Source organism: Polaribacter sp. R77954 (assembly GCF_044595335.1).
In the GTDB taxonomy this organism is placed as follows: Bacteria; Bacteroidota; Bacteroidia; order Flavobacteriales; family Flavobacteriaceae; genus Polaribacter.
This window is the reverse complement of record NZ_CP138992.1, coordinates 47,998-73,061: the sequence shown is the minus strand read 5'-3', so window position 1 is coordinate 73,061 and position 25,064 is coordinate 47,998. Positions and strand designations below refer to the sequence as shown.

The following is a 25,064-nucleotide window of genomic DNA, read 5'->3' as shown; positions in this document are numbered from 1 at the left end:
AAATATACCAACATTTAAATAAACATAATCCATATTTTAAAAAACAAAAACAGCATTAAGCAAACAACTTATAATAAGTGAATGCACTAATGTAGAGAAGCACAAAAAATCTAGATTTACAGCTTTTTATAAATACACCTAACCAAATTATTATCATACAATTAAACCACATAATTATAAAATTTGCATGTGAATTTTAAGTAATAAAAAACCTTTTTTAATTTATTTTGTTGTATTTAAATTTATAAACTATACAGTTTGACTTTTATATTAAAGCTAACATTTATCATTTTCATACAAAAAACTTTATAATAGTTTTGTGCTTTATAAATTATAAAGCATTTAAAAAATGAAAAGAAAAGTAGTTACAATTGCTATAATCTTACTAAGTTTGGCTAACTATGCACAAGATCATCATGAAGATTTTAAGCATTTTAGAATTAGCCCTGTTTTAAGTCATACTTATATACCAATGGGTTCTATTAATGGTAATGAAACTGTTATTGTACCTTCTATTGGATTAGATTTAGAATATTGGTTTACAGAAAAATTAGGTTTTGGTTTTCATAACGATTTAGAGTTGTTAACTTTTGAAGTTGAAAAAGATCATCAACTTTTTGTTGAGAAAGAATTTCCTGTAGTGGTTACCATAGACGCACTTTGGAAATTTTATGAAAATTGGGTATTGGTTTTAGGTACTGGTATAGAATTTGAGCAAAATGAAAACCTATTTATTATAAGAACTGGATTAGAGTACGAAATAGAATTTGGAAATCATTGGGATATTGCTCCAACTTTATTTTATGATCATCGTTCTAACAACTTTGGTACTTGGTCTGTAGGAATAGGAATTGGAAAACGTTTTTAAGACAACATTGAAAGAAATAGATATTGTAGGAAAATATACGGTTGTAGGTAGTAATCAAGATGCTTCTGATGACACCTATAAAGGCGAACTTTTTTTGTCTATAGACGATAGCAAAAGAATTACTGCCAAATGGATTATTAATACCAACCAATTGCAATTAGGTAACGGTTTTTTTAAAGATAATATTTTGGTGATTAACTTTTATTATAAAAATGACGATCATAAAATATTTACGGGTACTGTTGTTTACAAATGCTTAACCAAAGATATTTTAGAAGGTTTTTGGTTTGAAGAAGCAGGCAATCCGCTTTATTTAGGCTATGAAAATTGTTTTAAAGTGAAAAACAACATCATCAATTAACAACTTTCATTCATTTTTATAAGCTCTTTAAAAGGAAAAACATTGCTTAGCACATTTCTATCAGATCGTGTTTGATATTGTGATAATAATTCTTTTTGTAACTTTATCTGAGAAAAATATTCTTCTATATGTTTTAAATACATGATAATATTAGACTCAAGATATATCATATTTTCAAAGTCTGCTTCGTTTAACAAAAATCGTGCACCTGCCTTTACAGCGTATTTTAGGCCTTTGTTACGACTGTTGTCTAATATATAGATATTATCGCTAGCGTTTGCCTGTAGCTTTATTTTATTTAAAGCTTCAATAGTTTTATCTGTACTTGCATTATTTACTAAACATATCTTAAAGTTATTTTTATCTAAAAAATCTAAAATTGGGTTTGTATCTATGTTTTGCTCGTCATTATTGAAAATAATAATAATTCCAGAATGCATTATGATTTTTTTTTAATTGTTAAAGTGATTATTATTCATCTACAGCTTTATTACGTAAAACTTGGGTTATTTTTTTAATATCCCTTAAGTAAATTTTTACACAAAGCCATACGTACTAAAAATAAGTATGGGTTAATTTTTAGGGTTTATGATCAAAAAAATTGTACCTATTTTACTTTTTGGCATGTAACTATATTATTTGAGGAATAACTACCTAATGATTGGTGACACTGTGCTTTCAATAAAGTTACTGATGTCAATATTAAAATAAGTAGTTTAACTTTCATGATAATTATATTTTACCACAAAATTAAATACTAAGAGAAGTATTTGTGCTTTTTTTCGACTTTTACAATTTAAGTGTAGACTAAATGTAGTTAAGTTTAGACAAATTATAATAAATCTAAGCGTTTCATTAATTCTGGTCTTTTTGACCTGCTTACAGGTATTACGTCTTTCTTTATTAATACACTATTGTCTTCGATATCAATTATTTTTTTAACATTAATAATATAAGACCTGTGTACTTTTAAGAATAATGAATCTGGCAGCTTTTCTTCGATTTTTTTTAAGGTAGAGTGTACCGTATAAATTTTATCTTCGGTTTTTATTTTTATATAATCACCTTTGGCTTCAACCAAACAAATACTTGGCAAATCAATCTTAATTAAACGTCTATCAATATTTACATAAAAATCGTTAGAAACATCTTCTGTTTTAGAGCCAGCTTCAGGTGTTTCTATTTTTTTACTTTTTGCTTTTTGTACGGCTTTTTGAAAACGCGAAGATTCAATTGGTTTTAAAAGATAATCTACAATAAACTCATATTCAAAGGCTTCAATTGCAAATTTTGGATCTGAAGTGGTTAAAATAATTTTTGGCGGGTTTTTAAGTGCCTTAATAAAATCTACACCATTAAAATCTGGCATGTGAATGTCTAAGAAAATTAAATCTACAGTATTTTCATTCAAAAATTTCATTGCTTGAATGGCATTAGGAAAATCTGCCAAAATTTCTAAATCATTTACTTCGTTGCAGAGTGTTTGGGTAATAACTCTTGCCATTTTCTCGTCATCTATAATAATACACTTCATATAGCTGAATTTTTTTTTAATAAAACTGGTAATAGAATTTATTGTTTTTAGTTTGGCAACTCATAAAGCTACTTTTAACTAAATGCAATTAAACAAGTAAAACATTGCTTAATATTTTATTCTTATAGAGTTCTAAAGTACAAAATTTATACTTTAAAATATGTATTTTAATTTGCTAAATTTTTATTAAATAGCAATATGCTTAACCATTAAAGAATAAACTATTATCAAAAAGATTAAGAAAATTGGACGTAATTCAACTCAATAATTTTGTAATTGAATCAGTAAATAAAGTAATTATACAATTATTTTTTTATGGTAAAGTAAAATGTTGTGCCTTGGTTTAGTTCTGATTCTAACCAAATTTCTCCTTTATAAATATCTACAATTTTTTTTACGATGGATAAGCCAATACCAGAGGAATCTTCAGATTTTTTTAGAGATTGAAATATTTTAAAAATTTTATCGAAATGTCTTTTTTCGATACCAATACCATTATCTTGAATAGAAAATTGATAAAATGATTGACGCTCTTCAAAATCGATATTAACAACTCCTTGATCTTTGTTTATGAACTTTATTGCATTAATGATTAAGTTTTGAAATAATTGTTCAAATTTTGTGCGATCTCCTTTAATAATCGGTAATTTTTTTACAATATTTATAGAAACATGATCTGGAACGTATAGAACTTGTATTAGTTTTTTAACCAACTTATTTAAGTTAACCTCCTCATCTTCTTTAATTTCAGAATCTATACTAGAAAACTTTAATACATCAGAAATTAAGTTTTCCATGGTTTCTAAGGTTAAATCTATATCAGAAAAATTTTGCAAGGTTTCTGCATCAAATTTGCCTTCATTGTCCATTTTTATCCAACTCGTTAAAGCTGCAATACTTCTTAATGGCGATTTTAAATCGTGCGAAACAATGTGAGCATATTCCTTTAATTCTTCATTACTTCTACTTAATTTATCTACTAAATCTTTATTTTTTTGCTCTACTTTAATCCGCTCTTTTAAATTTATAGCACTTTTAAGTTGAAGTGATACCAAATTTGCTATATTTTCTATGGTTTTTACGTGATCCTTTGTAAAATAGTTTTTACTTTCATGTTCGGCATCTATAACACCAATTACTTCGCCATCATTAATAATGGGTACTGTAATTTCAGAAAAATTAACATCATCTACTAAAATATATCGATCATCTTTAGAGGTATCTGCAATAATTTCAGACTCGCCATTTAATGCAACACTACCTACAATACCTTCACCAATAGGAAAAACAATTTTATTGTCTTTTATAGTATTTGCAGTTCTTTTATATTCATAAGCAGCTATTTGCTCTAAATTATAAGTTTCCTTATTTACTAAGTAAATTATACAATCTTTGGTGTCTAAATAATTGGCTATATTTTTAGCCATTTCCCAAGCAATTTCGTTTATGTTTTCTTTACCTAAAACAGATTTTGCTGTATTATTTACAAAATCTAAAACAAGTTGCTCTTCTCGTTGTTTGGTAACATCTCTAACAATGCCTTGAGCTGCTATTGGGGTTTTATTTTTGTCATAAATAATGCTAGCATTAATATTTACCCACTTTATTTCATTTCTTTTGGTGATAACTCTAGAAGAAAAATCTGAAAACTTGCCTTTTTCATTGAGTTCTATAAAAGAGCTCATTGCATACCTATAATCTTCTTTATAGATAAAATCAGGAAAACTAACAGGTTCTTCTATTAGTTTAAAACCAAAAAAATCTTCGGCAACATCATTCATTTTTAAGATGTTACCATTAAGATCCATAATTAGATATGCATCATTAATGTTTTCAAAAACTCCTTTTAATTGCGAGTCTTTTTCATCTAATAAAAGTTCTAATTTGTTATTGGCTTCTTTTAACTTTTTAGAAGTATTAAAAAGTGCTAAAGATTTATCTTCTAGTATTTTTTCTGCCTGTTTACGCGCTTTTTTTTGACGTAAAAGTGCTCTTTCTAATATATCAACCTTACTTTGATCCACTAATTTTTGTTGATTAAAAAACGAACTTCTGTACCATCTTCTTTAATTTTTTGCAAAACAATTTCTGCTGTGCTATTAAAGTGTTCGAATGTTTTATTCATTAAACCCAACCCAAAATGATGCATGGCTCTGCTAGATTTGTATACCATGGTTAGTGAGTTTTCTGTTTTATTTTCTACAATAAAAGTTGGTAGTTCTGCATCAGGATAAATTTTTCTTACCTCGATATGTATATGATTTTCTATTGAAGACAACATTTCTATAGGATCTTTATAAGTAGCTAACAAACCTGGATAATTGGCTTCTATGATACTAAAAAAATGCTCTGCATAGACCAATAAAAGATCGTCAATTGAAGCCCCTGTGTTTGCGCTTAAATTTTGTAAAAGTTGTAACATTTCTGCAAACTTATAGGTACCAATTGCTGTGTAAACTCCATCAGAATCTAATTTAGATTGTAAAATAATTTTATCAACCATTTCTACCCCAAACTTATCTTCTACTAGTTCTAAAAATTCTGTAAAAATAATTCCCTTCATTTATATTTTTTTATGGTTTTAAAAATTCGTTTAGACTCCAATAATGCATAACAGCATGAATTTTTGCTTGATACTCTTCGTACTTTAAAGGCTTTATTACATAACCTGCAATGCCTAATTTATAACATTCTTTAACGTCTTTATCATGATTAGATGTAGTTAATATAATAACGGGTATGTGCATAAAATCATCATTGCCTTTTATCATACTTAAAAATTCGTTACCATTTGTGTCTGGCATGTTTAAATCTAAAATAATTAAGTCTGGCAAATCTTTTTCAATAATAGAAAGTGCTTTTCTACCATTACTAGCAGTAGTTAAATTATAATTATTAAGCTCTTTTGGAATAGACCTTTTTAATTTCATCACCTCTATATGATCATCTTCTACCAACAATATTTTTATTTTATTTTTCTCCATCTAAAATAATTTAACTTGGCAAAAATAGGTGATTTTATAAAAACTTTAATTCTGATAAGATAAAGTTTAGTGAAGTATAGGTAAAAACATGATTTAATATAGACGAATGCTACCTTTTTTTTTAATGACAGGTTGAAATACTGTCTGCAGCCACCTCAACAATTGCAGCTGGAGAAATATAAGGGATTCCTAAACCAAGGCCTCTTACTATAAAAAGTGCCCCAATAAATACAACCATAACTGGTATTACTTTTTGAATATTTTTTCTAAAACTACCTTTTGTAAAGTTTCCTAAATAGACAAAAGCCGTCATTAAAGGAATTGTACCAACACCAAAAAGAAACATGTATAAACTACCTGTAAATGCGTTTGAAGTTGTAATTGCGCCAAAAACAGCCATATATACTAGACCACAAGGTAAAAATCCGTTTAAAAACCCAATCGTAAAAAAAGTGTCATTACCTTTCTTTTTTAACTCTTTACCCAACGAATTTTTTATTTTAAGAATAACAGTGCTTATTTTTTTTGATACTGATAATTTTTGAAGAATGGTTGGGAATATAATTGTCAAAATCATTAAAACACCAACAATAATAGAGAGTTGCTGTTGAAAGCCAAAAAAATAAAATCCTTTACCTAAAAAACCAAATAGAAGACCAATTAAGCTATAAGTAAACAACCTACCCAAATGATAGCTTATAATTTGAAAGAAACTTTTTACAGAATTATGTCTATCAACAGGTAACATAAATGCTATTGGCCCACACATGCCTATACAGTGAAAACTGCCTAATAAACCAAATATGATTGCTGATACTAACATTACGCTTATATTTTTTTACAATTAGTTTGGCCTAAATGTAAAATGCACCTTATTTATATTAATTTTTAATTGTAGTAGTTTAATAAATCAATTCTTGTTTTACCAAATAATTGGTATTTTTATATGCCCATAAAATTTTTATGTTCCAGCGACCATCTAGTAAACGTTGTTCAGGCACGAGCAAATATGGTTTAGAAGTTGAAATAGGCATTTCAAAATCTAATTGTTTATTAGATGGTCTATATAGGAACACTTTTCCTTGTATTTTTTTGGATGCAAAGTTGTTTGGGAGATTAATTTTTATCCCTTTTTCGTTTCTTTCAATTTTTACCTTTTCTTTTAAGGCATTGGCATTTTTTTCAGCATTAATTTCTTCTTGATAATTTAATTCTGCTTGATAATATTTATCGGTAACCAAATCGTGACTGTAAGTATTATCGGTACTCATTGTAATTACAAAATACATTATAAAACTTATAAAACCTATAATAGCTATTGCTATACCTGTACCCCAATTAAATTTCATAATTTTTTATTTTTGTTAGGCATTGTACGTTTAAGAAGTAATTTTTATATAAAAATGAAATTACTTTACTTTTGCGTCATTTGTAATAATGCATGTATGTTTTTAAAACATCAACTTTAATTGCCAAATTCTTTGCAATTGTTTACCTATAATTTCTTGGCCCTAAGAAATTAGTTACTGTGGTTTCTAATAGTTTATCACCACTAAAAACACCTATTTCAATATCAATATTATCATCTTTTAAAGCAGCTGCATTTAACTCAATAAATAAAGTTCCTTCAGCCAAACCTTGCTTAGGTACTATAAAACTATGATTTGACACCAATTTTATTTCGCCTTTGTGAGATAAGATTTTGTAACTTACATCTTCAATATCTTTTGTTGTTTTATTGATGACTTTATAAGTATACACATTACTTATTATATTATTTTCTTTGTGTTCGTACAATTGTCCTGGTAATCTTAAAATGGTTGCTTCAACATTATTTCTTAAAAATAGCATACCAACTAAAACGCCTATGAGAATTAACAATACAGCAGAATAGCCCTTCATTCTTGCACTAAAACGAAACTTCTTCTTCTCTGCTATATTCTCTTCACTTGCATAACGAATTAAACCTTTTGGTAAGTTTACACTTTCCATAATATGATCGCATTCATCAATACAAGCTGTACAATTTACACACTCTAATTGCGTACCATTTCTAATATCTATACCTGTTGGGCAAACTACAACACATTGTTTACAATCTATACAATCTCCCTTGCCAAGGGCTTCTCTATCTTCATTTTTCTTAAATTTAGAACGTCCTTGTTCTCGCTCACCTCGCTTATAATCATAAGCAACATTAATGGTTTTATTATCTAATAAAACTCCTTGCAACCTACCATAAGGACAAGCAATAATACATACTTGCTCTCTAAACCAAGCAAATATAAAATAGAAAACACTTGTAAAAATTAATAAAGAAATTAGGGTTCTAATATTGTCTAAAGGATTACCAGTAACGTAACTTATTACAGTATCACCACCTATTAAATACGCCAAAAATACGTTTGCAATTAAAAAAGAGATGATAAAAAAGATAAACCACTTTAGTAATCTTTTTCTGATTTTTTCGGCATTCCAAGGTTGTTTATCTAATCTAATTTGTTTTCCTCGATCACCATCAATCCAGTATTCTATTTTTCTGAATACCATTTCTAAAAATATAGTTTGTGGGCAAATCCATCCACAGAAAATACGACCAAAAACTACGGTAAATAAAATTACAAAAACCACACCTGTTATCATAGAAATAACTAACAAATGAAAATCTTGTGGCCAAAATGGGAACCCGAAAATATTAAATCTTCTTTCTAAAACATTAAATAATAAAAATTGGTTGCCATTTATTTTGATAAAAGGAGAGGATAACAAAATGGCTAATAACAAATAGCTTACATAGCTTCTGTATTTGTAAAACCTACCACTAGGTTTTTTAGGAAAAACCCAAGAACGTTTACCTTCTTCGTTTATTGTACCAATACTGTCTCTAAATTGTTCGTTCTTGGGCGCTTCCATACTTACCAACTACTACTATTACTAAAATCTATTATATTTAACTACTCTTCCCAAATTTCTCCTTGAGGAGCTTTAGCTTTTGCAGGTGTAGTGCCTTGTAATGACAATACATAACTAGATACTTTTGCAATATCTTCTGCCTTTAAAGTTTTGTTCCAGGCTATCATACCTTTACCATCTCTACCACCTTTTGAAACTGTATTATAAACGTTTTTTATACCACCACCTAAAATCCAGTATTCATCTGTTAAGTTTGGTCCTATTTGCCCTCCACCATCTGCTAAATGACAAGATGCACAGTTTAAGTTAAAAATTGCTTTACCTCTTTTTAGGTCTGAAGCATCAGTTAACAGGGTTAAATTTGCCACATCAAACACATCTGGTGAAGATGCTTTGTATTTATTAATTTCTATTCTAGCTTCTGCAACTGCTTGCTGGTATTCCATTTCTTGCGAATCACCACCCAAAAAATGAAAACGTACCAGATACACTACAGCAAAAACAATAGTAGCATAGAACATATATACCCACCAAGGTGGAAGTGAATTATCTAATTCCTTAATTCCATCGTAATTATGATCTAAAACAATTTCTTGCTCTTCTTCAATGGCTTTGGCTTTAGTCCAGTTTTTTAACAATTTCTGTATCCAAGCATTCTCTGGTTCTGGAACAATACCTGCTTTTTCATTTTGTAATTCTTTGGCCTTTGTTATAGCCATTACACTTACAACTTCTTTTAATACTAGCACTGCAACAAACCCTATAAGCGCTATCCATACTAATGGATTTTCATAAATATTTAAAGGATTTTTATACGCTGTAAAGGCATTTACAAGTGCAAAAAATGTTATTAAAACAAATAGTATATATACTGTTGATTGAATCTTTTTTTTCATTTCTAATATTTTTTAATGGTCTAAAGGAATGTTACTAACCTTACTGATGTACTCTTTTCTTGCGGTAAATACCCACCAAAATAAGGCTACAAAAAAGGTAAAGAAGATGACTAATGATATTAACGGATATATTTCTATACCTGTAATACTTTCCATGTGGTTTTTTACAAATTTTAACATCGTCTTATTTTTTTGAAATTTGTTGTTCGTCCTTTACTTTTATATCTGTTCCCAATCTTTGTATGTAGGCAATTATAGCAACAATTTCTCTGTCTTTCATTTCTACGAAATCTTGCCCGTTTTCTTTTGCATATTTTTTATCAGCTTCGTAATTCTTTGCAAAATCAGGATCTTGGTATAAACTTTCTTCTATTTTCTTTCCTTGAGCATCCATTAATTGCTGTGCGTTTGCAATTTGTTCTTCAGAATACGGAACTCCTAAAGTAACCATTGCCTCCATTTTACCTTCAGTATCAGATTTATCTAACTTATTTCTTACCAACCATTTGTAAGAAGGCATTATAGAACCTGGTGATGTACTTTGCGGATCGTACATGTGGTTTAAGTGCCAGCTATCGTTATATTTTTGACCAACTCTATGCAAGTCTGGCCCTGTACGCTTACTTCCCCATAAAAATGGATGATCGTATACATATTCACCAGCTTTAGAGTACTCTCCATATCTTTCTACTTCACTTCTAAAAGGACGTATCATTTGCGAGTGACATCCTACACAACCTTCTCTAATATATAAATCACGTCCTTCCAACTCTAAAGGTGTGTAAGGTTTTACACTACTAATTGTAGGAATATTTGATTTTACTAATAGTGTTGGTATAATTTGAACCATACCTCCTATTAAAATTGCAACAGTAGCATATAAAGTTAATTTAACTGGTTTTCTTTCTAACCAAGTATGGTAACCTTCACCTTTAGTTCTAAACTTAGATACTTTTGTTAGTGCAGCAGCTTCTGCTAATTCATCTTCTACATCACTACCAGATTTAACTGTTTTTACAACATTATATAACATAATAAGTGCCCCAAGAATAAACATACTACCTCCAATAGCACGCATCCAATACATTGGTATAATTTCATTTACGGTTTCTAAGAAGTTACCATAAGTTAAAGAACCATCTGGGTTAAATTGTTTCCACATAGAAGCTTGCACAAAACCAGCAACATACATTGGTAAGGTGTATAGAATAATACCTAAAGTACCCACCCAAAAATGCACATTTGCAAGCGCTACTGAGTATAATTTTGTTTTAAACATTCTTGGAATTAACCAATACAACATACCAAAGGTCATAAAACCATTCCAAGCTAAAGCCCCAACATGAACGTGAGCAATAATCCAATCAGAAAAGTGTGCAATTGCATTTACGTTTTTTAAAGATAACATTGGTCCTTCAAAAGTAGCCATACCATAACCTGTAATGGCAACTACCATAAATTTTAAAGTAGGATCTGTTCTAACTTTATCCCAAGCACCACGCAAGGTTAATAAACCGTTAATCATACCACCCCAAGAAGGTGCTATTAACATTACAGAAAATGCTACACCTAAGTTTTGTGCCCAGTTTGGTAATGCAGAATATAATAAATGGTGTGGCCCTGCCCAGATGTAAATAAAAATCAAAGACCAAAAGTGTACTATTGATAATCGATAAGAATATACAGGTCTGTTTGCTGCTTTAGGAACAAAATAATACATTAATCCCAAAAACGGAGTTGTTAAGAAAAATGCCACTGCATTATGGCCATACCACCATTGTACTAAAGCATCTTGAACACCTGCATAAACAGAATAAGATTTAAAGATACTTACTGGTAACTCTAAACTATTAAATATATGCAATACAGCAACTGTTACAAATGTTGCTAAATAAAACCAAATAGCTACATACAAATGACGTTGTCTTCTTTGCAAGATAGTCCAAATCATGTTTGCACCAAATGCAACCCAAACAAGCGCAATAGCAATATCTATTGGCCATTCTAACTCTGCATATTCTTTAGAAGTTGAATACCCCAAAGGTAACGTAATTGCTGCAGCCACAATAATTAATTGCCAACCCCAAAAATTAAAATTACTTAAAAAATCATTGGCCATTCTTGCTTTTAAAAGCCTTTGTAAGGAATAATAAACTCCCGCAAAAATAGCATTACCTACAAAGGCAAAGATTACTGCGTTTGTATGTAATGGTCTTAAACGCCCAAAACTTAACCAAGAAATTCCCTCTGTAAGGTTAGGGAATAAAAACATAAAAGCTAGTAGCAAACCTACTGTAAAGCCAACTATACCCCAAAACAAGGTAGCATAGATAAACTTTTTAACGATTTTATTATCGTAATAAAACTGTTGCATTTCCATAATTTAGTATTTAATTCTAGTTGATTTTCTTATTTTCCTTTATCAATTCATCATCAAACAACATTCGTACTGATGGGGTATATGAATCATCATACTGTCCTTTTTTTACTGAATAAATAAATGCAATAAAGAATACAATGGCCACTAAAATACTTAGTGTTAGTAGTAGGTATATTACGCTCATATCTTGCCTGATAATTTGATGGTTCAAAGATAAATGTGAAGATTATCTTAAAATATGACATTTGTCATAATTTAAAAATTAACTAAAAAAAAAGTAGTTTTTGGTTTTTTTAATAAATGAAAAATCGGCTTTATAAACCTATTTTTTATGATAAATTGATAGCTATAAGTATACTGATGAATTACCTTTATAAACCATACAGAAAGACAATCATCAACAAAAAAAAGTGAAATAAAAAACACACTTTATAGTAATACTTTTTATGTAAATTAGTGAGACTAAAAATATACCATTTTGAAAACACACCATATACCATTGCTTAAACTAAAAATCTTCTTGATTTTTGGTCTACTAGCGTGCTCATCTAAAATAGAAACTACCACTTCTCAAGATATTCAAGAAATTGAAGAACAAGAGTTTTTTTTAACAGGGGCAGATTTGTCCTACGTAAATGAAATGGAAGATTGTGGAGTTGTTTATAAAAATAGCGATGGTAGCGCAGAAAATGTTTTTCAAATTTTTGAAAATAATGGAGCAAATATTATAAGAGTTAGACAATGGCATACCCCTAATTGGACCAATTACTCTAACCAAATGGACGTAGAAAAAACCATAAAAAGAGCAAAAGAATTAAACATGGCAGTGCTCTTAGATTTTCATTATTCAGATGATTGGGCAGACCCAAATCAACAAATCGCTCCAAAAGCGTGGTTACCAATTCTAGATAATTTGCCTGTTCTTGGAGATTCCATTTATAACTACACTTACAAAACTCTAAAAAAATTAAATACCAAAAACCTATTACCAGAAATTGTTCAAATAGGTAATGAAATCAATATTATGATTTTACAGCAAGACAATACCTTAACTGAAATGAATTGGTATAGAAATGCTTATTTGTTGAATAAAGGAATTCAAGCAGTTAGAGATTTCTCTTTACATCAACATAAAAAAATTGATATCATGCTACACATTGCTCAGCCTGAAAACGGTTTATGGTGGTTTGACCAAGCTAAAAGTAATGGTGTTATAGATTTTGATTGGATAGGCCTTTCTTATTACCCAAAATGGTCCAAATACAATCTCAATCAAGTTTCAGAGGTTTTTAAAACACTCAAAGAACGTTACCAAAAAAAAGTTATGGTTGTAGAAACTGCATACCCTTTTACCTTAGAAAATGCCGACGATGCTAATAATATTTTAGGGATGGATGCCATTATACCTAGATATGAAGCTACACAACAAGGCCAATTAAATTATCTTTTAGATTTAAAAAAAGCAATTAAAAACGGTGATGGTTTAGGACTAATTTATTGGGAGCCTGCATGGGTTTCTAATAACTGTTCTACAAGATGGGGAAAAGGATCTCATTGGGATAATGCAACTTTATTTGATAAAGAAAACAAACCAACTTTAGGTATGAATTTTTTTAACACCGATAACTAAAAATAATTTAGATAAAACTAAAAATAATTAAAAATATGTTAAGGTTAATTATCATTTGGTACGCTTTATACATTTTTTTGTAAATTGTAAATTCAATTTAAAATCATTTCAAATGCCAAACTATACATTAAATATTAATGGTAAACAACGTACTGTAACTGCAGATGAAGATACACCGCTTTTGTGGATATTAAGAGACGAACTTAATTTAGTTGGCACAAAATTTGGTTGCGGAATTGCCCAATGTGGTGCTTGTACAGTGCATATAGATGGTGTTGCCACAAGAAGCTGTCAAATGCAGGTTTCAATTTTAGATGATTTAAAAATAACTACTATAGAAGGTTTGTCTAAAGATGGTAATCATCCTGTGCAAGAAGCTTGGAAAGAAATTGATGTACCACAATGTGGTTATTGCCAAGCAGGACAAATTATGACAGCATCTGCTTTTTTAGCAGAAAACAAAAACCCTTCTGATGAAGAAATTAGACAAGTTATGCATGGCAATATATGCAGATGTGCTTCGTATAATAGAATTCAAAAAGCGGTAAAAGTGGCTGCATCTAAATTATCTTAACTTATAAATCACCTCGAATTTTATAGAGTGCTAACCTAACAATTCTCATCACCTTAAAAATGAGCATCCCAAAAAACGACAAGATGAAACCTAAAATCAATACAAATTTTAGCAGAAGAAATTTTTTAAAAACCTCTGTTTTAGCAAGTGGTGGCTTATTAATTGGCTTTAACTTTTTACAAGCTTGCAAACCAGAAGCTAAAATGCCTGTAGATATTACCAGCTTAAATTTTAATGATTTTAATGCATTTATTAAAATTTCTGATAATGGGTATGTTACCATTTTTTCTCCAAATCCAGAAATTGGTCAAGGGGTAAAAACTTCTATGCCAATGATTATTGCTGAAGAATTAGATGTAGAGTGGCGTAAAGTAAACGTTTCGCAAGGTGTTTTAGATACTAAAAACTTTAAAAGACAAGTTGCTGGTGGCAGTCAATCTATTCGTCAAAGTTGGAGCGCTTTGCGACAAACAGGTGCAACTGCCAAACAGATGCTCATAAATGCAGCTGCTATAAAATGGAATGTTGACGCCAAAACGTGCACAGCATCTAAAGGAATTATTACAAATGCAAATGGTGCAACATTTGGCTATGGAGATGTGGTAAAAGAAGCTGCTTTACTAGAAGTTCCTGAAAATGTAAAATTAAAAGAATTAAAAGACTTTACCATTATTGGTAAAGATGCTATAAATGTAGATATCGATAAAATTATTACAGGAAAACCTTTATTTGGGCTAGATTACAAAACAGAAGGCATGCTGTATGCATCTGTTTTAAGACCACCTTCTTTTGGACAAGTTTTAGCATCTTTTGATGCTACTAAAGCCAAAACAATTTCTGGTGTTATAGATGTTATAACCATAGGAGAAAAAGCTAGAGATTTTTTAGCTAAAGGTTATGTAAGTTGGACTGTGGCTTTAAGTGAAAGTGATAAAATTGTTGTTTTAGCAACCTCAACTTGGGCAGCTATAAAAGCCAAAAAAACTATCAAAGCCGTTTGGAAAGAAGCCTCTAAGTTAGAAAGTACAGAGTTGCATCACCAAAAATTAATAGGAGCTTTAGATGGTAAAAAAAGTAATGTACTAAGAGAAGATGGCAATATTAACAAAGCATTTAAAGAAGCAGATACTGTTTTAGAAAAAACATATTCTTCTCCTTTCTTACCTCATAATTGCATGGAACCTATGAATTTTTATGCAAATGTAACTTCGGATAAAATAGATTTAGTAGGGCCTACTCAAACTCCTAGCGAAGTACAAAAATCTGTAGCTGTACTTTTAGATAGAGAAAAAGAAGATATTAGTGTAACAATGACTAGAATGGGTGGTGGATTTGGCAGAAGATTATATGCTGATTTTGCCATAGAAGCTGCAGAAATATCAAATAAAGTAAAAAAACCAATAAAAATGGTTTCTACTAGAGAAGATGATATGACAACAGGAGTTTATAAACCTTCTGTTAAATATAGAATTAAAGCTTCTTTAAAAAACAATACTATAACAGGGTATCATTTAAAAGAAGCTGCTATAAATAGTGGCATGTATGGTTCAATCTCTAACTTTTTTCCTGCAGGTTGTATTCCTAATTTTAAAGTAGAAACAGCAACCTATAAAAGCAATATAACTACTGGTGCTTGGAGAGCGCCTTATACAAATTTTTTAGCCTTTGCAGAACAAAGTTTTTTTGACGAATTGGCTATGGAATTAAAAATAGATCCTATTCAACTGCGTTTAGATTTATTGCAAAACGTGATAAATACAAGCGATAAAAAAATTCAATACTCTGGTGAAAGAATGATAAACACCATTAAATTGGTTAGAGAAAAAGGAAATTGGGGCAATCCTACACAAGGTGTTTATCAAGGTTTTGCAGCCTATTATAGTCATAATACCCATGTAGCTGAAATTGCTGATATTATTTTAAAAGAAGGAATCCCTGTTATTCAAAAAGTAACTGTAGCTGTAGATTGTGGAATTGTAGTGAACCCAACAGGTGCAAAAAACCAAGTAGAAGGTGGTGTTTTAGACGGAATTGGACACGCCATGTTTTCTGATTTTTCTTTTAAAGACGGTAAGCCTGAATATAAAAATTTTGACAAATATAGATTAATCCGAATGCAAGAAACTCCGAAAGTAGATGTCTATTTTGTAAAGAGCAATTTATCTCCAACAGGTTTAGGAGAACCAGGTTTACCACCAGCAGGTGGTGCAGTAGCTAACGCTATACACGCTGCATTAGGTAAGCGTTTATATCAACAACCATTTATCAATCAATTACAAAAAGAACGCATTTTAGGGTAATTTTATATCATTATTGATACGTTTATAATATGGCTTTATAAGTGATAAAAATCATTCTTTCTAGTAAGATTCAGTGATAATTTTGTGTTATAATTTGTAAGCGATGATAAATAATAATCATTTATGTATAGGAAAACAATTCAACTATTTAAAAAGTTTAACTGACGATGAAAAAAAATCTTTTTTTGAAAGAAGTAAGTTAATCAAACTAAAAAAAGATGAAATCGTATTTTTAGAACACGATCGTTTAAAATCGCTGTATACCATTTGTGAAGGTGCTTGTAAATACACCTATATAGATGATAAGGGCAAAGAGCACATTACTAAAATTTTAGGTAAAGGAGATGTAATGGGCAGACGTTCTTTAATAACTAATAAAGGAGCTTTATTTACAGCTATTGCCATTTCTGATACTGTAATTTACGCCATAAACAAGAAAGTTATATTACAAAGTTTAGAGAGTAATAATAACTTTTGTCAAGATATTTTAAAAGGATTTATTTTTGACGCCGAAGATGAAGCCGAGAAAATCACATACTTTCAAAATAACAGGAAACTTAAAATTCGTTTAGCGGGTTTACTACTTTATTTATCTAAAAAATTTGGTACCGATAAAAAAGGATGGTTAAACGTTGTTCCTAAAAGAAAAGATATCGCGAATATTCTTGGTACTACAAGTGAATACTTAATTTCTTTACTAAGCGCTTTTAAAGAAAAAAATTATGTAAGCCTTACAAGAGACAGCATAAAAATTAATTCAGAAGAAAAGCTACTTATATTTATCAATTCTAAATAAACAATGTTAAACCTATAAATTTGTAGGTTTTATTTTAACTAAGCCATTATATTTGTGTAAATCTTAATTAAAATAGATTTATGGCACAAAATGAGCAAGAACGACGTTGTGAAAACTGTATAGTTAGGCAATTTAATAATTTGCGTGCTTTAAGCAAAGAGGAACTCAAGTTAGTTTCTGATGCAAAAGTGACAAAAAGAATTAAAAAAGGAGACACAATTTTTGAAGAAGGAGAAAAATTAAATGGTATTTTCTGCGTTAGAGATGGCGTATCTAAAGTTTCTAAACTGAGTTCAAATGGAAAAGATCAAATTGTAAAATTAGTAACCAAAGGTGAGGTTTTAGGGCAAAGTTCTATCATCTCTGAAGAAACCTCTAAACTAAGTGCAACTGCCATTAATAATATGGAAGTCTGCTTTATTCCTAAAGAAAAAATTGCAACGCCTTTACAAGCTAATCCTAAATTTACCATGAGCGTTTTAAAAACAATGGTAAAAGACCTAAATGAATCTAATGAAAATATTCTTAGATTATCGCAAAAAAATGTAAAGCAAAGAATAGCACAAGCATTGTTGTATATTAAAAATAATTATGGTGAAGATGAAGAGGGTTTTTTAAACCTAAACTTATCTCGTGAAGATTTGGCAAATGTAGTGGGTACAGCTGTAGAAACCTGTATTAGAAATATTTCTATGTTTAAAAAACAAGGCTATATTAAACAATCAAAGAAAAAAATAGCCATTGTAGATGCTAAAAGATTAGAACGATTTATAGAAGATTTCGACTATTAATCTAATTTTTTATTCTTATTTAATTTACCTGACAAAAGTCATTTTTTCTACCTCTATTAGATATTAGTTTTACATTTTAAAACAATATTAAATGAGAACAACTGTAATCATAGAAAATTTAAGATGCGATGATTGTAAAAATACAGTTGCTACTGCTATTAAAAAATTTAAAGGAATAAGCAATTTTAATATTGATATTACTACTGGTAGTTTAAGTTTTGACTACAGAAGCCATAATGCCATGGAAGGATTGCGTTTTTATTTGTCTAAAATTGGGTTTCCTATTACAGAAGATATTAGTTTGATTAAAAATAGAGATGCAGATCCAGATTATTATCCTTTTCAAGATAGTCTTTAAACATTTTTAACCAACAAATATTGAGTTTGATATTCATCAAAAATAAACTACTCAACAAAAACTAAGGCATCAGGCACATCACCTGTACCAATAGTACTTACAATTTTAAAAGTATTCATATCTATCACCTCAATTTTATTGGCATTAGAATTAGAAACAAACGCATACAAACCATTAGGGTGCATTAATATATTTACAGGACGTGGTGTATGGTACAACAACTTTTCTAATAGGGTTGTTTTACCATGCAACATTATGGTTTTAATTTTTTCTTTAGATTGTTGATTAAAAATATCAATACTACCATCTGTTGAATTTACAACCAAACAATATTTACCATCTACAGAAAACTTTATTTTTAAAGATTCGTTTCCAGAAGTAATCGTATTTACAACTGTATTGGTTTTGGTATTGATAACTTTTATAACGTTTTCTTTTGTATTTGTTACCCAAATTTCTGAACCATCAGGAGTAATGTCAATTCCTTTTCTACCAATTCCACAAGAAACGGTTTCAATAACTTTATCGGTATTTAAATTGATAACACTTACAGAACCTGAATTTATATTGGTGGTATATGCTAGTGGTTTCTTTGGATGAAGCACAGCAAGATGACTCTTTTTTTGATTGGTTTCTAGTTCTTTTTCTATTTCTTCAGTTTCAATATTTAAGACAAGTAGTTTGTTATTTACATAATCTACAACAGCAACTTTATTCGCTTCTGGATACTGAACAATTCCATTAACTTTTGTATTATCTTTTAAATCTATTGTTTTTTTAACTTTATTCGTTTTAGTATCAATAATTTTAAGATCAAAATCTACCTCTGAACCATAATTGGTAAGCACAATGTTTTTTCCATCCGTAGTTGCAATAGCTTCGTGAGATAACATATCAATAGAAGTTTCTGCGATTTCTTTTCCTGTTGATAAGTCAATCACTTGCACATCTTCACTCAACTTACTCACTATATATAATTTACCACTAGTACTAATGGTATAAGAGGGTAATCTAAAAACTAGAATAGAAATTCTTAGTACTATAAATAATAATCCAAAAAAAAGGATTAATAATTTTAAACGCTTCATCATTTTTTCTTCACAAATATTTTTTTCTTAAGCTGGCAAATTTAGTTAATTAATGCTAGGCCATCAGGCATTTGCCCTACTTTAATACTACTTACAATGGTAAAACTATTCAAATCAATCACCTCTACTCTACCAGCTGTAAAATTTGATACAAAAGCATACTGTCCATTAGGATGCATTAAAATACCTACTGGACGTGGTGTGTGGTAAAGTATTTTTTCTAGAATATTCTTTTTACCAGGTATATGTATGGTTGCTATTTCTTTTTTTGATTTACTGTCATAAACCGAAACTGTACCATCAGAAGCATTAGAAACCAAACAATATTTATCATCATTAGAAAATTTTAAACGTAAAGGTTCTTTTCCTGTTGATAGGGTAGTCAACGTTTTATTAGTTTCTGTATTTACAACATAAACTAAATTTTCTTTGATATTTGTTACCCAAAGTTCAGTACCATCTGCTGAAATATCAATACCTTCTACCTTATTAGAAAACGGAATGACTTTTACAACTGAATCTAATTGAATATCGATAACACTTACAGAACCCGAATTTATATTTGAAACATATACCAATGGTTTTTTTGGATGCTCAACCAATAAATGGCTGAACTCTTGTTGAGTGGCTATTTGCTTTTCTAGCTTACCAGTTGCTATATTTACAATGGATAAATCATTACCAATATCTGTTACAACAGCTACTTTATTAGGAGCTTTAAGAGGAATAATTCCATGTGGTTTTGAACTTTTACCCAATGCTATTTCATGTATAACCTTATTATCTTTTGGATTAATTACAGTAAGATTGTTGCTATTTTCATTGGATGAGCCATAATTAGTAACTACCAATCTATTCAAATTTTTAACAAATGCTGCCTCATGAGGTTCTACAGCTATAGGAAGTTCTTTAATTTCTTGCCCTTCATTTAATTCGAAAATTGTAACACTTTTACTTACTTTATTTACAATGTATAAAATACCTTCTGTTTTAATGGAGTAAGTTGGTTGTTTTACCGAATAAAAAACTACAAATCCTAAAACAAACAATGCGCAAGCAACAATTACCACTTTTAATTTTCTCATATAATATTTGATTTAAATTGCTCAATTGCATATTTACAGGCTCTTGCTGTAAGTGCCATATACGTTAAGGAGGGATTTTGACATGCTGATGAAGTCATACAACTACCATCTGTGATAAATACATTTTTAACATCATGCATTTGGTTGTATTTATTTAATACGGATGTTTTAGGGTCATTCCCCATTCTAGCAGTTCCCATTTCATGAACAGCAGAACCAGGATCTGGACTAGTTCTGTAACTGCCAACATTTTCGAATCCTGCTTTTTTGAGCATTTCTTCGCTTGCTTGGGTCATGTGCTCCATCATTGCTTTTTCATTTGCTTTATATTCAAAATGCACTTTTACAAGTGGTAATCCCCATTGATCTACATTATTTTTATCCAAAGAAATTTTATTTTCATAATATGGTAATACTTCACCTCTACCACCTAAAGAAATTTTCCATTTTCCTGGAGTTTCTAGTTGCGCTTTTAATTCAGCACCAAAACCTGTTGTGGGTTTGGATTGCCAATTTTCTCTTTCTCCTTTACCCTGAATTCCATAACCTCTTACAAAATCATTGGTTTGACTATCATTTCCTAAATTTTGGAATCTAGGAATGTAAATGGTTCCTGGAGATCTGCCTTTATAATATTTATCGAGTAAACCATTAAAGGTTCCATAAGTACCTTCATTTACGATGTGATCCATTAAATTATGACCAATTTGAAGACTAGAATTCCCTAAACCATTTGGAAATGTTTCTGAAACCGAATTTAATAAGATAGAAGCTGTGCCTATTGTTGAAGCATTTAAGAAAATAATTCTGGCATAATAATTCATTTCTTCTTTTGTAATAGCATCTATAATAGTAACTCCTACAGCTTTTGCAGTATTTTTATCGTACAGCACTTCTTTTACAATAGAATTTGCTCTTAAAGTTAATTTACCAGTATTGTTTGCATCTACTAATGTTGATGTATTACTGTTAAAATAACCAGAATAAGGGCAACCTCTACTGCATAAATTACGGTACATACATCTACCTCTACCTTTTTTATATTCGGTTAAATTAGCAACTCTACCATTTATAATTAGACGATCTGAATATTGTTTGCTAATGCTTTCTTTGAGATGCTTTTCTACAGCATTCATTGGAATTGGTGGTAAAAAAACGCCATCTGGTACATGTTCTAATCCTTCTAAGCTACCACTAACACCTACATATTCTTCTACATAATCGTACCATTTTTCTAAATCTGCATATCTAATAGGCCAATCTATTCCATAACCATCTTTTTTATTGGCTTCAAAATCGATATTTCCCAAGCGATAACTTAATCTCCCCCAGGTTAAAGAACGACCACCAACTTGATAACCACGTATCCATTTAAATGGTTTTTCTTGAATGTATGGATGTTCTGAATCTTTTACGTAGAAATCTTTATTTCCAGCATCACAATGGCTACTTTGTATGGGTCTTTCTTTTAATTCTTCTTTTGTTAAATGATTTCTATATTTAAAATCCCAAGGGTTATTAGAAGATGTTTTAAACTCTTTATCTGCACCACGTTCTAAAACCAATGTTTTTAATCCACCTTCTGTAAGCTCTTTTGCAGCCCAGCCACCACTAATACCAGACCCAACAACAATGGCATCAAAAGTGTTTCTATTAGTTTGTGTTTGTATCATAATTTTATCTTGTTGCCCAAGCTTTTTGGTTTGGTTGTAATTCTGTTATTGCAATGTATTCTCCTGGAGCAGGATCATAAACTAACATCTGAGTTGCTCCAATTTTTGATGTGCAATAGCCTTCTACTGTTAGTGCTTTTAGTATTTTAAAAAAAGATCTTCCAAATATTTTGTTATCAATTTTGGTTAATATGCTATTTGGATCACTATCTGTATCTAATTTTTTTAGTATTGCTGTTTTTTGTGATAACGTACAGCTTTCAAAAGTAGAATTATAGTCGCTTTCAGCTATTTCTTGTACATCATTTAAACCATTAAAAAATGTGTTGAATTCTTTGTTTGATGAACAAGCCTCCATAAAATCGATGATATAATCTTGCACATTAGCTTCTTTTGCACCAGGAGTATCTGTGGGAGGAATAATAACATCTACCAATTCTGCAATTAAATTTTTATAATCTACAAGGTTTCCTCTATTTGATGTACCGTAAAAAAAACTAATCCCTTTAAAGGAAGCAAAACTTATACCTGTAATGGCTAAAATACCTCCAATTGCTTTTCTTCTATCCATAATTAATTTTATTTTTTTCTACATTGATATTTTTTATGCGGCTCTTTTTGATCGTTCCCAATTTACAGATTGCGATTTTTTTAGATATCTAAAGAAACCTAAAACAACCGATAAATTCATAATAAAAAAGTAATAAGGAACAAACAATAATTTAATTCTTGTTTCTCTATTTTCTAAAAACCAGCCTAATAAAGCTGCAGCGTAAAAAAGAACTTGTAACCAAAAAAATACAGGATACATTGCTAACGTAAACAATCCTTCTTGTATGGCTAATATTGATAAAACAGGAATCAATAGAATTAAACATAGAGGTGTTAAACTCCAGCGTAAAACACGATGAGAAATGTATTGAAAAGATAAAGTGCCATATTTAAAAACATTTAATAAAGAACGTAATCTTACTATGGATTGTATACCTCCTGCCGAAATTCTAATTTTTCGTTTTAACTCTTCTTTAACATTTGCAGAAGCTGTTTCTATGGCATACGCATCAGGATCATATTGAATGGTATAACCATCTTGTGCAACACGTAAAGAAATGATAAAATCATCGAGAATTGTATCCTTTTCTACATGCCTGTATAATTCTGTTCTAATAGCAAACAATTCTCCAGCTGCCCCAACTACTGAGTATAATTCTGCATCCCATTTTTTTAAGGTAGATTCATATTTCCAATACAAACCTTCACCTGCACCAGAAGCTACATCCGTTTCTTTATCAACAATTCTTTTTTCGCCAGAAACACAACCCACTTTAGGGCTGCTAAACAAATTCACAATTCGTCTTATAGATTGTTTCCCTAAGTTTGTATTAGCATCACTAAAAATTACAATCGGTGTTTTAACAAATGCCATACCACGATTCATAGCACCAATTTTTCCATTTCTTGCATCTAAATGATGTACGGTTGTATTGGGATATCCTTTTAGCAAATCTGGTGTACCATCGTCAGAACCATCTGTAACCCAAATAATGTTTAATTTTTCTTTAGGATATTCTAATTCTAGTGAGTTTTTCATTTTTGCAGCTACATAATCTTTTTCGTTATAAGCAGCTATAAATAAGGTAACCTCTGGCTCATAAGTGGTATCTATGGCTTTTTTTTGACCAATATTAAAAACTCTTCTGATTTTAATAATTGCGTACAATAGAATTCCATAACCAACATACGTGTAGACTATGATGAATAACAAGATCCAAAAAATTATTTTTAATATCATAATAGTATTACTTTTTTGATTATTACTTTTAATTAGTCTCTACCTAAGAATAGTACTCTTGTTATTTTATATTTATTCAGTATTTTTTCTGCTATAATAGGAAGAATTACACCTGCAAGTAGCGACATTGTAAATAGAATTACTTTTGAATTAATATCTAATTTTTGAGGCAAAATTCTTCCTCCAGCAGTACCAAATGCATGAAATAAATAAATTGAATATGCAAAACCGCCAAACCAGACTAACCAGCTGATTTCTATTCTAGATTTTAACAATAACATACTTGCTGTAAAGCCAATTGTTAAACCAACAATATTATCTTTATGAACCTCATATTCAATCACTTTAAACCAAGATAATTGTTGAATTATGAAACAACTTACAAGTAATACTATTGTTATATACAAAACTTTTTTACTTTGAAAAATAGTTTTAAACCTATTCAACCCAACACCTAAAACAAAGCATGGTAAGAGATATAAAGTACCTTTATAACTAAAATAATTTGGAGCTTCAAAAGGAATAAAGACATCTCTTACTAACAATGCTATTAAAGATATTACAAAAATAATTGCCCAATTAGTAGTGGTATCCATTTTATGAAACACGTCTATTAAAGCTATAATTATAAACACAACAAATAACGAATATAAATACCAAAACAAAGTATATGGGAAGAATAACAATTTCCATATTTCTAAAAAATTTTCTTTATTGTTAGTACCTGGAGTGATGTATTGAAGTGTAAAATAACAAACACCAACTACAAACATTGGAATTAATAAACGTTTTACTTTTTTAGAAATAAACGTCTTTATTTTACTGTATACAGGTGGTTTTAAACTATAAACCCAACCAGCTAAAATGGTAAAAAGTGGCATTTGAATAGGGTCTATAAATGTATCGTAAAAATAACGAAAAAAAGAATCGTCGCTAACTTTCATTCCTCCATCTGAAGCAGAACCTATAACATGCCCAATTACAACCAATAAAATAACAGCGCCTCTAAGTGTTTCTATGGTTTTATCTTTTTTCATAATA

Annotated in this window: 26 protein-coding genes; 8 read left to right on the top strand and 18 right to left on the bottom strand. The window is 29.8% G+C overall.

Translation table 11 applies throughout. From position 1 onward, the window contains the following. Positions 1 to 349 precede the first annotated feature (349 nt). On the top strand, positions 350 to 868 hold the full coding sequence (locus SJY27_RS00240) for a hypothetical protein (protein ID WP_397446232.1): 519 nt from the start codon (positions 350 to 352) through the stop codon (positions 866 to 868). 7 nt (positions 869 to 875) lie between these two features. Further along, a complete protein-coding gene (locus tag SJY27_RS00235) occupies positions 876 to 1,229 on the top strand; it encodes a hypothetical protein (protein ID WP_397446231.1) in 354 nt (117 codons plus the stop codon). Here the strand turns inward: SJY27_RS00235 and SJY27_RS00230 are convergent. From SJY27_RS00230 to ccoS, 12 genes are all read right to left on the bottom strand, one after another. Then, positions 1,226 to 1,669, bottom strand: a complete 444-nt coding sequence (locus tag SJY27_RS00230; RefSeq protein ID WP_397446230.1) for a glycosyltransferase — start codon at positions 1,667 to 1,669, stop codon at positions 1,226 to 1,228. The genes SJY27_RS00235 and SJY27_RS00230 overlap by 4 nt on opposite strands. Positions 1,670 to 2,061: 392 nt before the next feature. Beyond that, on the bottom strand, positions 2,062 to 2,763 hold the full coding sequence (locus SJY27_RS00225) for a LytR/AlgR family response regulator transcription factor (RefSeq protein WP_397446229.1): 702 nt from the start codon (positions 2,761 to 2,763) through the stop codon (positions 2,062 to 2,064). 305 nt (positions 2,764 to 3,068) lie between these two features. After that, on the bottom strand, positions 3,069 to 4,787 hold the full coding sequence (locus SJY27_RS00220) for an ATP-binding protein (protein WP_397446228.1): 1,719 nt from the start codon (positions 4,785 to 4,787) through the stop codon (positions 3,069 to 3,071). Next, the gene (locus SJY27_RS00215; RefSeq protein ID WP_397446227.1) at positions 4,787 to 5,326 is read right to left on the bottom strand and encodes a heme NO-binding domain-containing protein; all 540 of its coding nucleotides are present in this window, start codon (positions 5,324 to 5,326) and stop codon (positions 4,787 to 4,789) included. The genes SJY27_RS00220 and SJY27_RS00215 overlap by 1 nt, the downstream gene beginning before the upstream one ends. Positions 5,327 to 5,336: 10 nt before the next feature. Further along, the gene (locus tag SJY27_RS00210) at positions 5,337 to 5,747 is read right to left on the bottom strand and encodes a response regulator (protein WP_397446226.1); all 411 of its coding nucleotides are present in this window, start codon (positions 5,745 to 5,747) and stop codon (positions 5,337 to 5,339) included. Between the two features lie 121 nt (positions 5,748 to 5,868). Beyond that, a complete protein-coding gene (locus tag SJY27_RS00205) occupies positions 5,869 to 6,570 on the bottom strand; it encodes a sulfite exporter TauE/SafE family protein (RefSeq protein WP_397446225.1) in 702 nt (233 codons plus the stop codon). 79 nt (positions 6,571 to 6,649) lie between these two features. Continuing rightward, positions 6,650 to 7,096, bottom strand: a complete 447-nt coding sequence (locus SJY27_RS00200; RefSeq protein ID WP_397446224.1) for a FixH family protein — start codon at positions 7,094 to 7,096, stop codon at positions 6,650 to 6,652. Between the two features lie 142 nt (positions 7,097 to 7,238). Then, positions 7,239 to 8,660: a cytochrome c oxidase accessory protein CcoG gene (ccoG, locus tag SJY27_RS00195; RefSeq protein ID WP_397446223.1), complete on the bottom strand. Its 1,422-nt coding sequence runs from the start codon at positions 8,658 to 8,660 to the stop codon at positions 7,239 to 7,241. A 41-nt stretch (positions 8,661 to 8,701) separates the two neighbouring features. Further along, complete coding sequence (locus tag SJY27_RS00190; RefSeq protein ID WP_397446222.1) at positions 8,702 to 9,556, bottom strand: cbb3-type cytochrome c oxidase N-terminal domain-containing protein; 855 nt, start codon at positions 9,554 to 9,556, stop codon at positions 8,702 to 8,704. Positions 9,557 to 9,568: 12 nt separating this feature from the next. Then, positions 9,569 to 9,736, bottom strand: coding sequence for a CcoQ/FixQ family Cbb3-type cytochrome c oxidase assembly chaperone (locus tag SJY27_RS00185; RefSeq protein ID WP_397446221.1), 168 nt, complete (start codon positions 9,734 to 9,736; stop codon positions 9,569 to 9,571). A gap of 4 nt (positions 9,737 to 9,740) precedes the next feature. After that, entirely contained in the window at positions 9,741 to 11,936 is a 2,196-nt protein-coding gene (gene ccoN / locus SJY27_RS00180) for a cytochrome-c oxidase, cbb3-type subunit I (protein ID WP_397446220.1), read from the bottom strand. Between the two features lie 16 nt (positions 11,937 to 11,952). Beyond that, a complete protein-coding gene (gene ccoS, locus SJY27_RS00175; protein ID WP_397446219.1) occupies positions 11,953 to 12,120 on the bottom strand; it encodes a cbb3-type cytochrome oxidase assembly protein CcoS in 168 nt (55 codons plus the stop codon). Between the two features lie 294 nt (positions 12,121 to 12,414). Between ccoS and SJY27_RS00170 the strand changes: the two genes are divergently transcribed. From SJY27_RS00170 to SJY27_RS00145, 6 genes are all read left to right on the top strand, one after another. Beyond that, entirely contained in the window at positions 12,415 to 13,566 is a 1,152-nt protein-coding gene (locus SJY27_RS00170) for an arabinogalactan endo-beta-1,4-galactanase (RefSeq protein ID WP_397446218.1), read from the top strand. 112 nt (positions 13,567 to 13,678) lie between these two features. Next, entirely contained in the window at positions 13,679 to 14,140 is a 462-nt protein-coding gene (locus SJY27_RS00165; protein ID WP_397446217.1) for a (2Fe-2S)-binding protein, read from the top strand. A gap of 83 nt (positions 14,141 to 14,223) precedes the next feature. After that, the gene (locus SJY27_RS00160) at positions 14,224 to 16,440 is read left to right on the top strand and encodes a molybdopterin cofactor-binding domain-containing protein (RefSeq protein ID WP_397447942.1); all 2,217 of its coding nucleotides are present in this window, start codon (positions 14,224 to 14,226) and stop codon (positions 16,438 to 16,440) included. Positions 16,441 to 16,543: 103 nt separating this feature from the next. Beyond that, positions 16,544 to 17,236, top strand: a complete 693-nt coding sequence (locus SJY27_RS00155) for a Crp/Fnr family transcriptional regulator (RefSeq protein WP_397446216.1) — start codon at positions 16,544 to 16,546, stop codon at positions 17,234 to 17,236. An 80-nt stretch (positions 17,237 to 17,316) separates the two neighbouring features. After that, complete coding sequence (locus tag SJY27_RS00150) at positions 17,317 to 18,027, top strand: Crp/Fnr family transcriptional regulator (protein ID WP_397446215.1); 711 nt, start codon at positions 17,317 to 17,319, stop codon at positions 18,025 to 18,027. Between the two features lie 91 nt (positions 18,028 to 18,118). Continuing rightward, positions 18,119 to 18,385, top strand: a complete 267-nt coding sequence (locus SJY27_RS00145; protein ID WP_397446214.1) for a heavy-metal-associated domain-containing protein — start codon at positions 18,119 to 18,121, stop codon at positions 18,383 to 18,385. A gap of 47 nt (positions 18,386 to 18,432) precedes the next feature. On the opposite strand, the gene SJY27_RS00140 is transcribed toward SJY27_RS00145, so the two are convergent. Genes SJY27_RS00140 through SJY27_RS00115 form a run of 6 tightly spaced genes read right to left on the bottom strand, consistent with a single transcriptional unit; the run spans position 18,433 to position 25,060 of the window. Next, positions 18,433 to 19,476 (bottom strand): YncE family protein, encoded by a 1,044-nt coding sequence (locus SJY27_RS00140; protein ID WP_397446213.1) that lies wholly within the window; start codon positions 19,474 to 19,476, stop codon positions 18,433 to 18,435. Positions 19,477 to 19,514: 38 nt separating this feature from the next. Further along, a complete protein-coding gene (locus SJY27_RS00135; protein WP_397446212.1) occupies positions 19,515 to 20,558 on the bottom strand; it encodes a beta-propeller fold lactonase family protein in 1,044 nt (347 codons plus the stop codon). Next, positions 20,555 to 22,231, bottom strand: coding sequence for a GMC oxidoreductase (locus SJY27_RS00130; protein ID WP_397446211.1), 1,677 nt, complete (start codon positions 22,229 to 22,231; stop codon positions 20,555 to 20,557). The genes SJY27_RS00135 and SJY27_RS00130 overlap by 4 nt, the downstream gene beginning before the upstream one ends. A gap of 4 nt (positions 22,232 to 22,235) precedes the next feature. Continuing rightward, complete coding sequence (locus SJY27_RS00125) at positions 22,236 to 22,802, bottom strand: gluconate 2-dehydrogenase subunit 3 family protein (RefSeq protein WP_397446210.1); 567 nt, start codon at positions 22,800 to 22,802, stop codon at positions 22,236 to 22,238. Positions 22,803 to 22,835: 33 nt separating this feature from the next. Beyond that, positions 22,836 to 24,023, bottom strand: coding sequence for a glycosyltransferase family 2 protein (locus SJY27_RS00120; protein WP_397446209.1), 1,188 nt, complete (start codon positions 24,021 to 24,023; stop codon positions 22,836 to 22,838). A gap of 32 nt (positions 24,024 to 24,055) precedes the next feature. Beyond that, positions 24,056 to 25,060, bottom strand: a complete 1,005-nt coding sequence (locus tag SJY27_RS00115) for an acyltransferase family protein (protein ID WP_397446208.1) — start codon at positions 25,058 to 25,060, stop codon at positions 24,056 to 24,058. Positions 25,061 to 25,064: the final 4 nt, after the last annotated feature.

Excerpts from the sequence above, each read along its gene's own strand:
- SJY27_RS00185 (WP_397446221.1), bottom strand. The coding sequence starts at position 9,736 with ATGTTAAAATTTGTAAAAAACCACATGGAAAGTATTACAGGTATAGAA.
- SJY27_RS00205 (WP_397446225.1), bottom strand. The coding sequence starts at position 6,570 with ATGTTAGTATCAGCAATCATATTTGGTTTATTAGGCAGTTTTCACTGT.
- SJY27_RS00230 (WP_397446230.1), bottom strand. The coding sequence starts at position 1,669 with ATGCATTCTGGAATTATTATTATTTTCAATAATGACGAGCAAAACATA.
- ccoG (WP_397446223.1), bottom strand. The coding sequence starts at position 8,660 with ATGGAAGCGCCCAAGAACGAACAATTTAGAGACAGTATTGGTACAATA.
- SJY27_RS00130 (WP_397446211.1), bottom strand. The coding sequence starts at position 22,231 with ATGATACAAACACAAACTAATAGAAACACTTTTGATGCCATTGTTGTT.
- SJY27_RS00210 (WP_397446226.1), bottom strand. The coding sequence starts at position 5,747 with ATGGAGAAAAATAAAATAAAAATATTGTTGGTAGAAGATGATCATATA.
- SJY27_RS00190 (WP_397446222.1), bottom strand. The coding sequence starts at position 9,556 with ATGAAAAAAAAGATTCAATCAACAGTATATATACTATTTGTTTTAATA.
- SJY27_RS00115 (WP_397446208.1), bottom strand. The coding sequence starts at position 25,060 with ATGAAAAAAGATAAAACCATAGAAACACTTAGAGGCGCTGTTATTTTA.
- SJY27_RS00200 (WP_397446224.1), bottom strand. The coding sequence starts at position 7,096 with ATGAAATTTAATTGGGGTACAGGTATAGCAATAGCTATTATAGGTTTT.
- SJY27_RS00145 (WP_397446214.1), top strand. The coding sequence starts at position 18,119 with ATGAGAACAACTGTAATCATAGAAAATTTAAGATGCGATGATTGTAAA.
- ccoS (WP_397446219.1), bottom strand. The coding sequence starts at position 12,120 with ATGAGCGTAATATACCTACTACTAACACTAAGTATTTTAGTGGCCATT.
- SJY27_RS00225 (WP_397446229.1), bottom strand. The coding sequence starts at position 2,763 with ATGAAGTGTATTATTATAGATGACGAGAAAATGGCAAGAGTTATTACC.
- SJY27_RS00160 (WP_397447942.1), top strand. The coding sequence starts at position 14,224 with ATGAAACCTAAAATCAATACAAATTTTAGCAGAAGAAATTTTTTAAAA.
- SJY27_RS00150 (WP_397446215.1), top strand. The coding sequence starts at position 17,317 with ATGGCACAAAATGAGCAAGAACGACGTTGTGAAAACTGTATAGTTAGG.
- SJY27_RS00135 (WP_397446212.1), bottom strand. The coding sequence starts at position 20,558 with ATGAGAAAATTAAAAGTGGTAATTGTTGCTTGCGCATTGTTTGTTTTA.
- SJY27_RS00215 (WP_397446227.1), bottom strand. The coding sequence starts at position 5,326 with ATGAAGGGAATTATTTTTACAGAATTTTTAGAACTAGTAGAAGATAAG.
- SJY27_RS00125 (WP_397446210.1), bottom strand. The coding sequence starts at position 22,802 with ATGGATAGAAGAAAAGCAATTGGAGGTATTTTAGCCATTACAGGTATA.
- ccoN (WP_397446220.1), bottom strand. The coding sequence starts at position 11,936 with ATGGAAATGCAACAGTTTTATTACGATAATAAAATCGTTAAAAAGTTT.
- SJY27_RS00120 (WP_397446209.1), bottom strand. The coding sequence starts at position 24,023 with ATGATATTAAAAATAATTTTTTGGATCTTGTTATTCATCATAGTCTAC.
- SJY27_RS00140 (WP_397446213.1), bottom strand. The coding sequence starts at position 19,476 with ATGATGAAGCGTTTAAAATTATTAATCCTTTTTTTTGGATTATTATTT.
- SJY27_RS00240 (WP_397446232.1), top strand. The coding sequence starts at position 350 with ATGAAAAGAAAAGTAGTTACAATTGCTATAATCTTACTAAGTTTGGCT.
- SJY27_RS00155 (WP_397446216.1), top strand. The coding sequence starts at position 16,544 with ATGATAAATAATAATCATTTATGTATAGGAAAACAATTCAACTATTTA.
- SJY27_RS00165 (WP_397446217.1), top strand. The coding sequence starts at position 13,679 with ATGCCAAACTATACATTAAATATTAATGGTAAACAACGTACTGTAACT.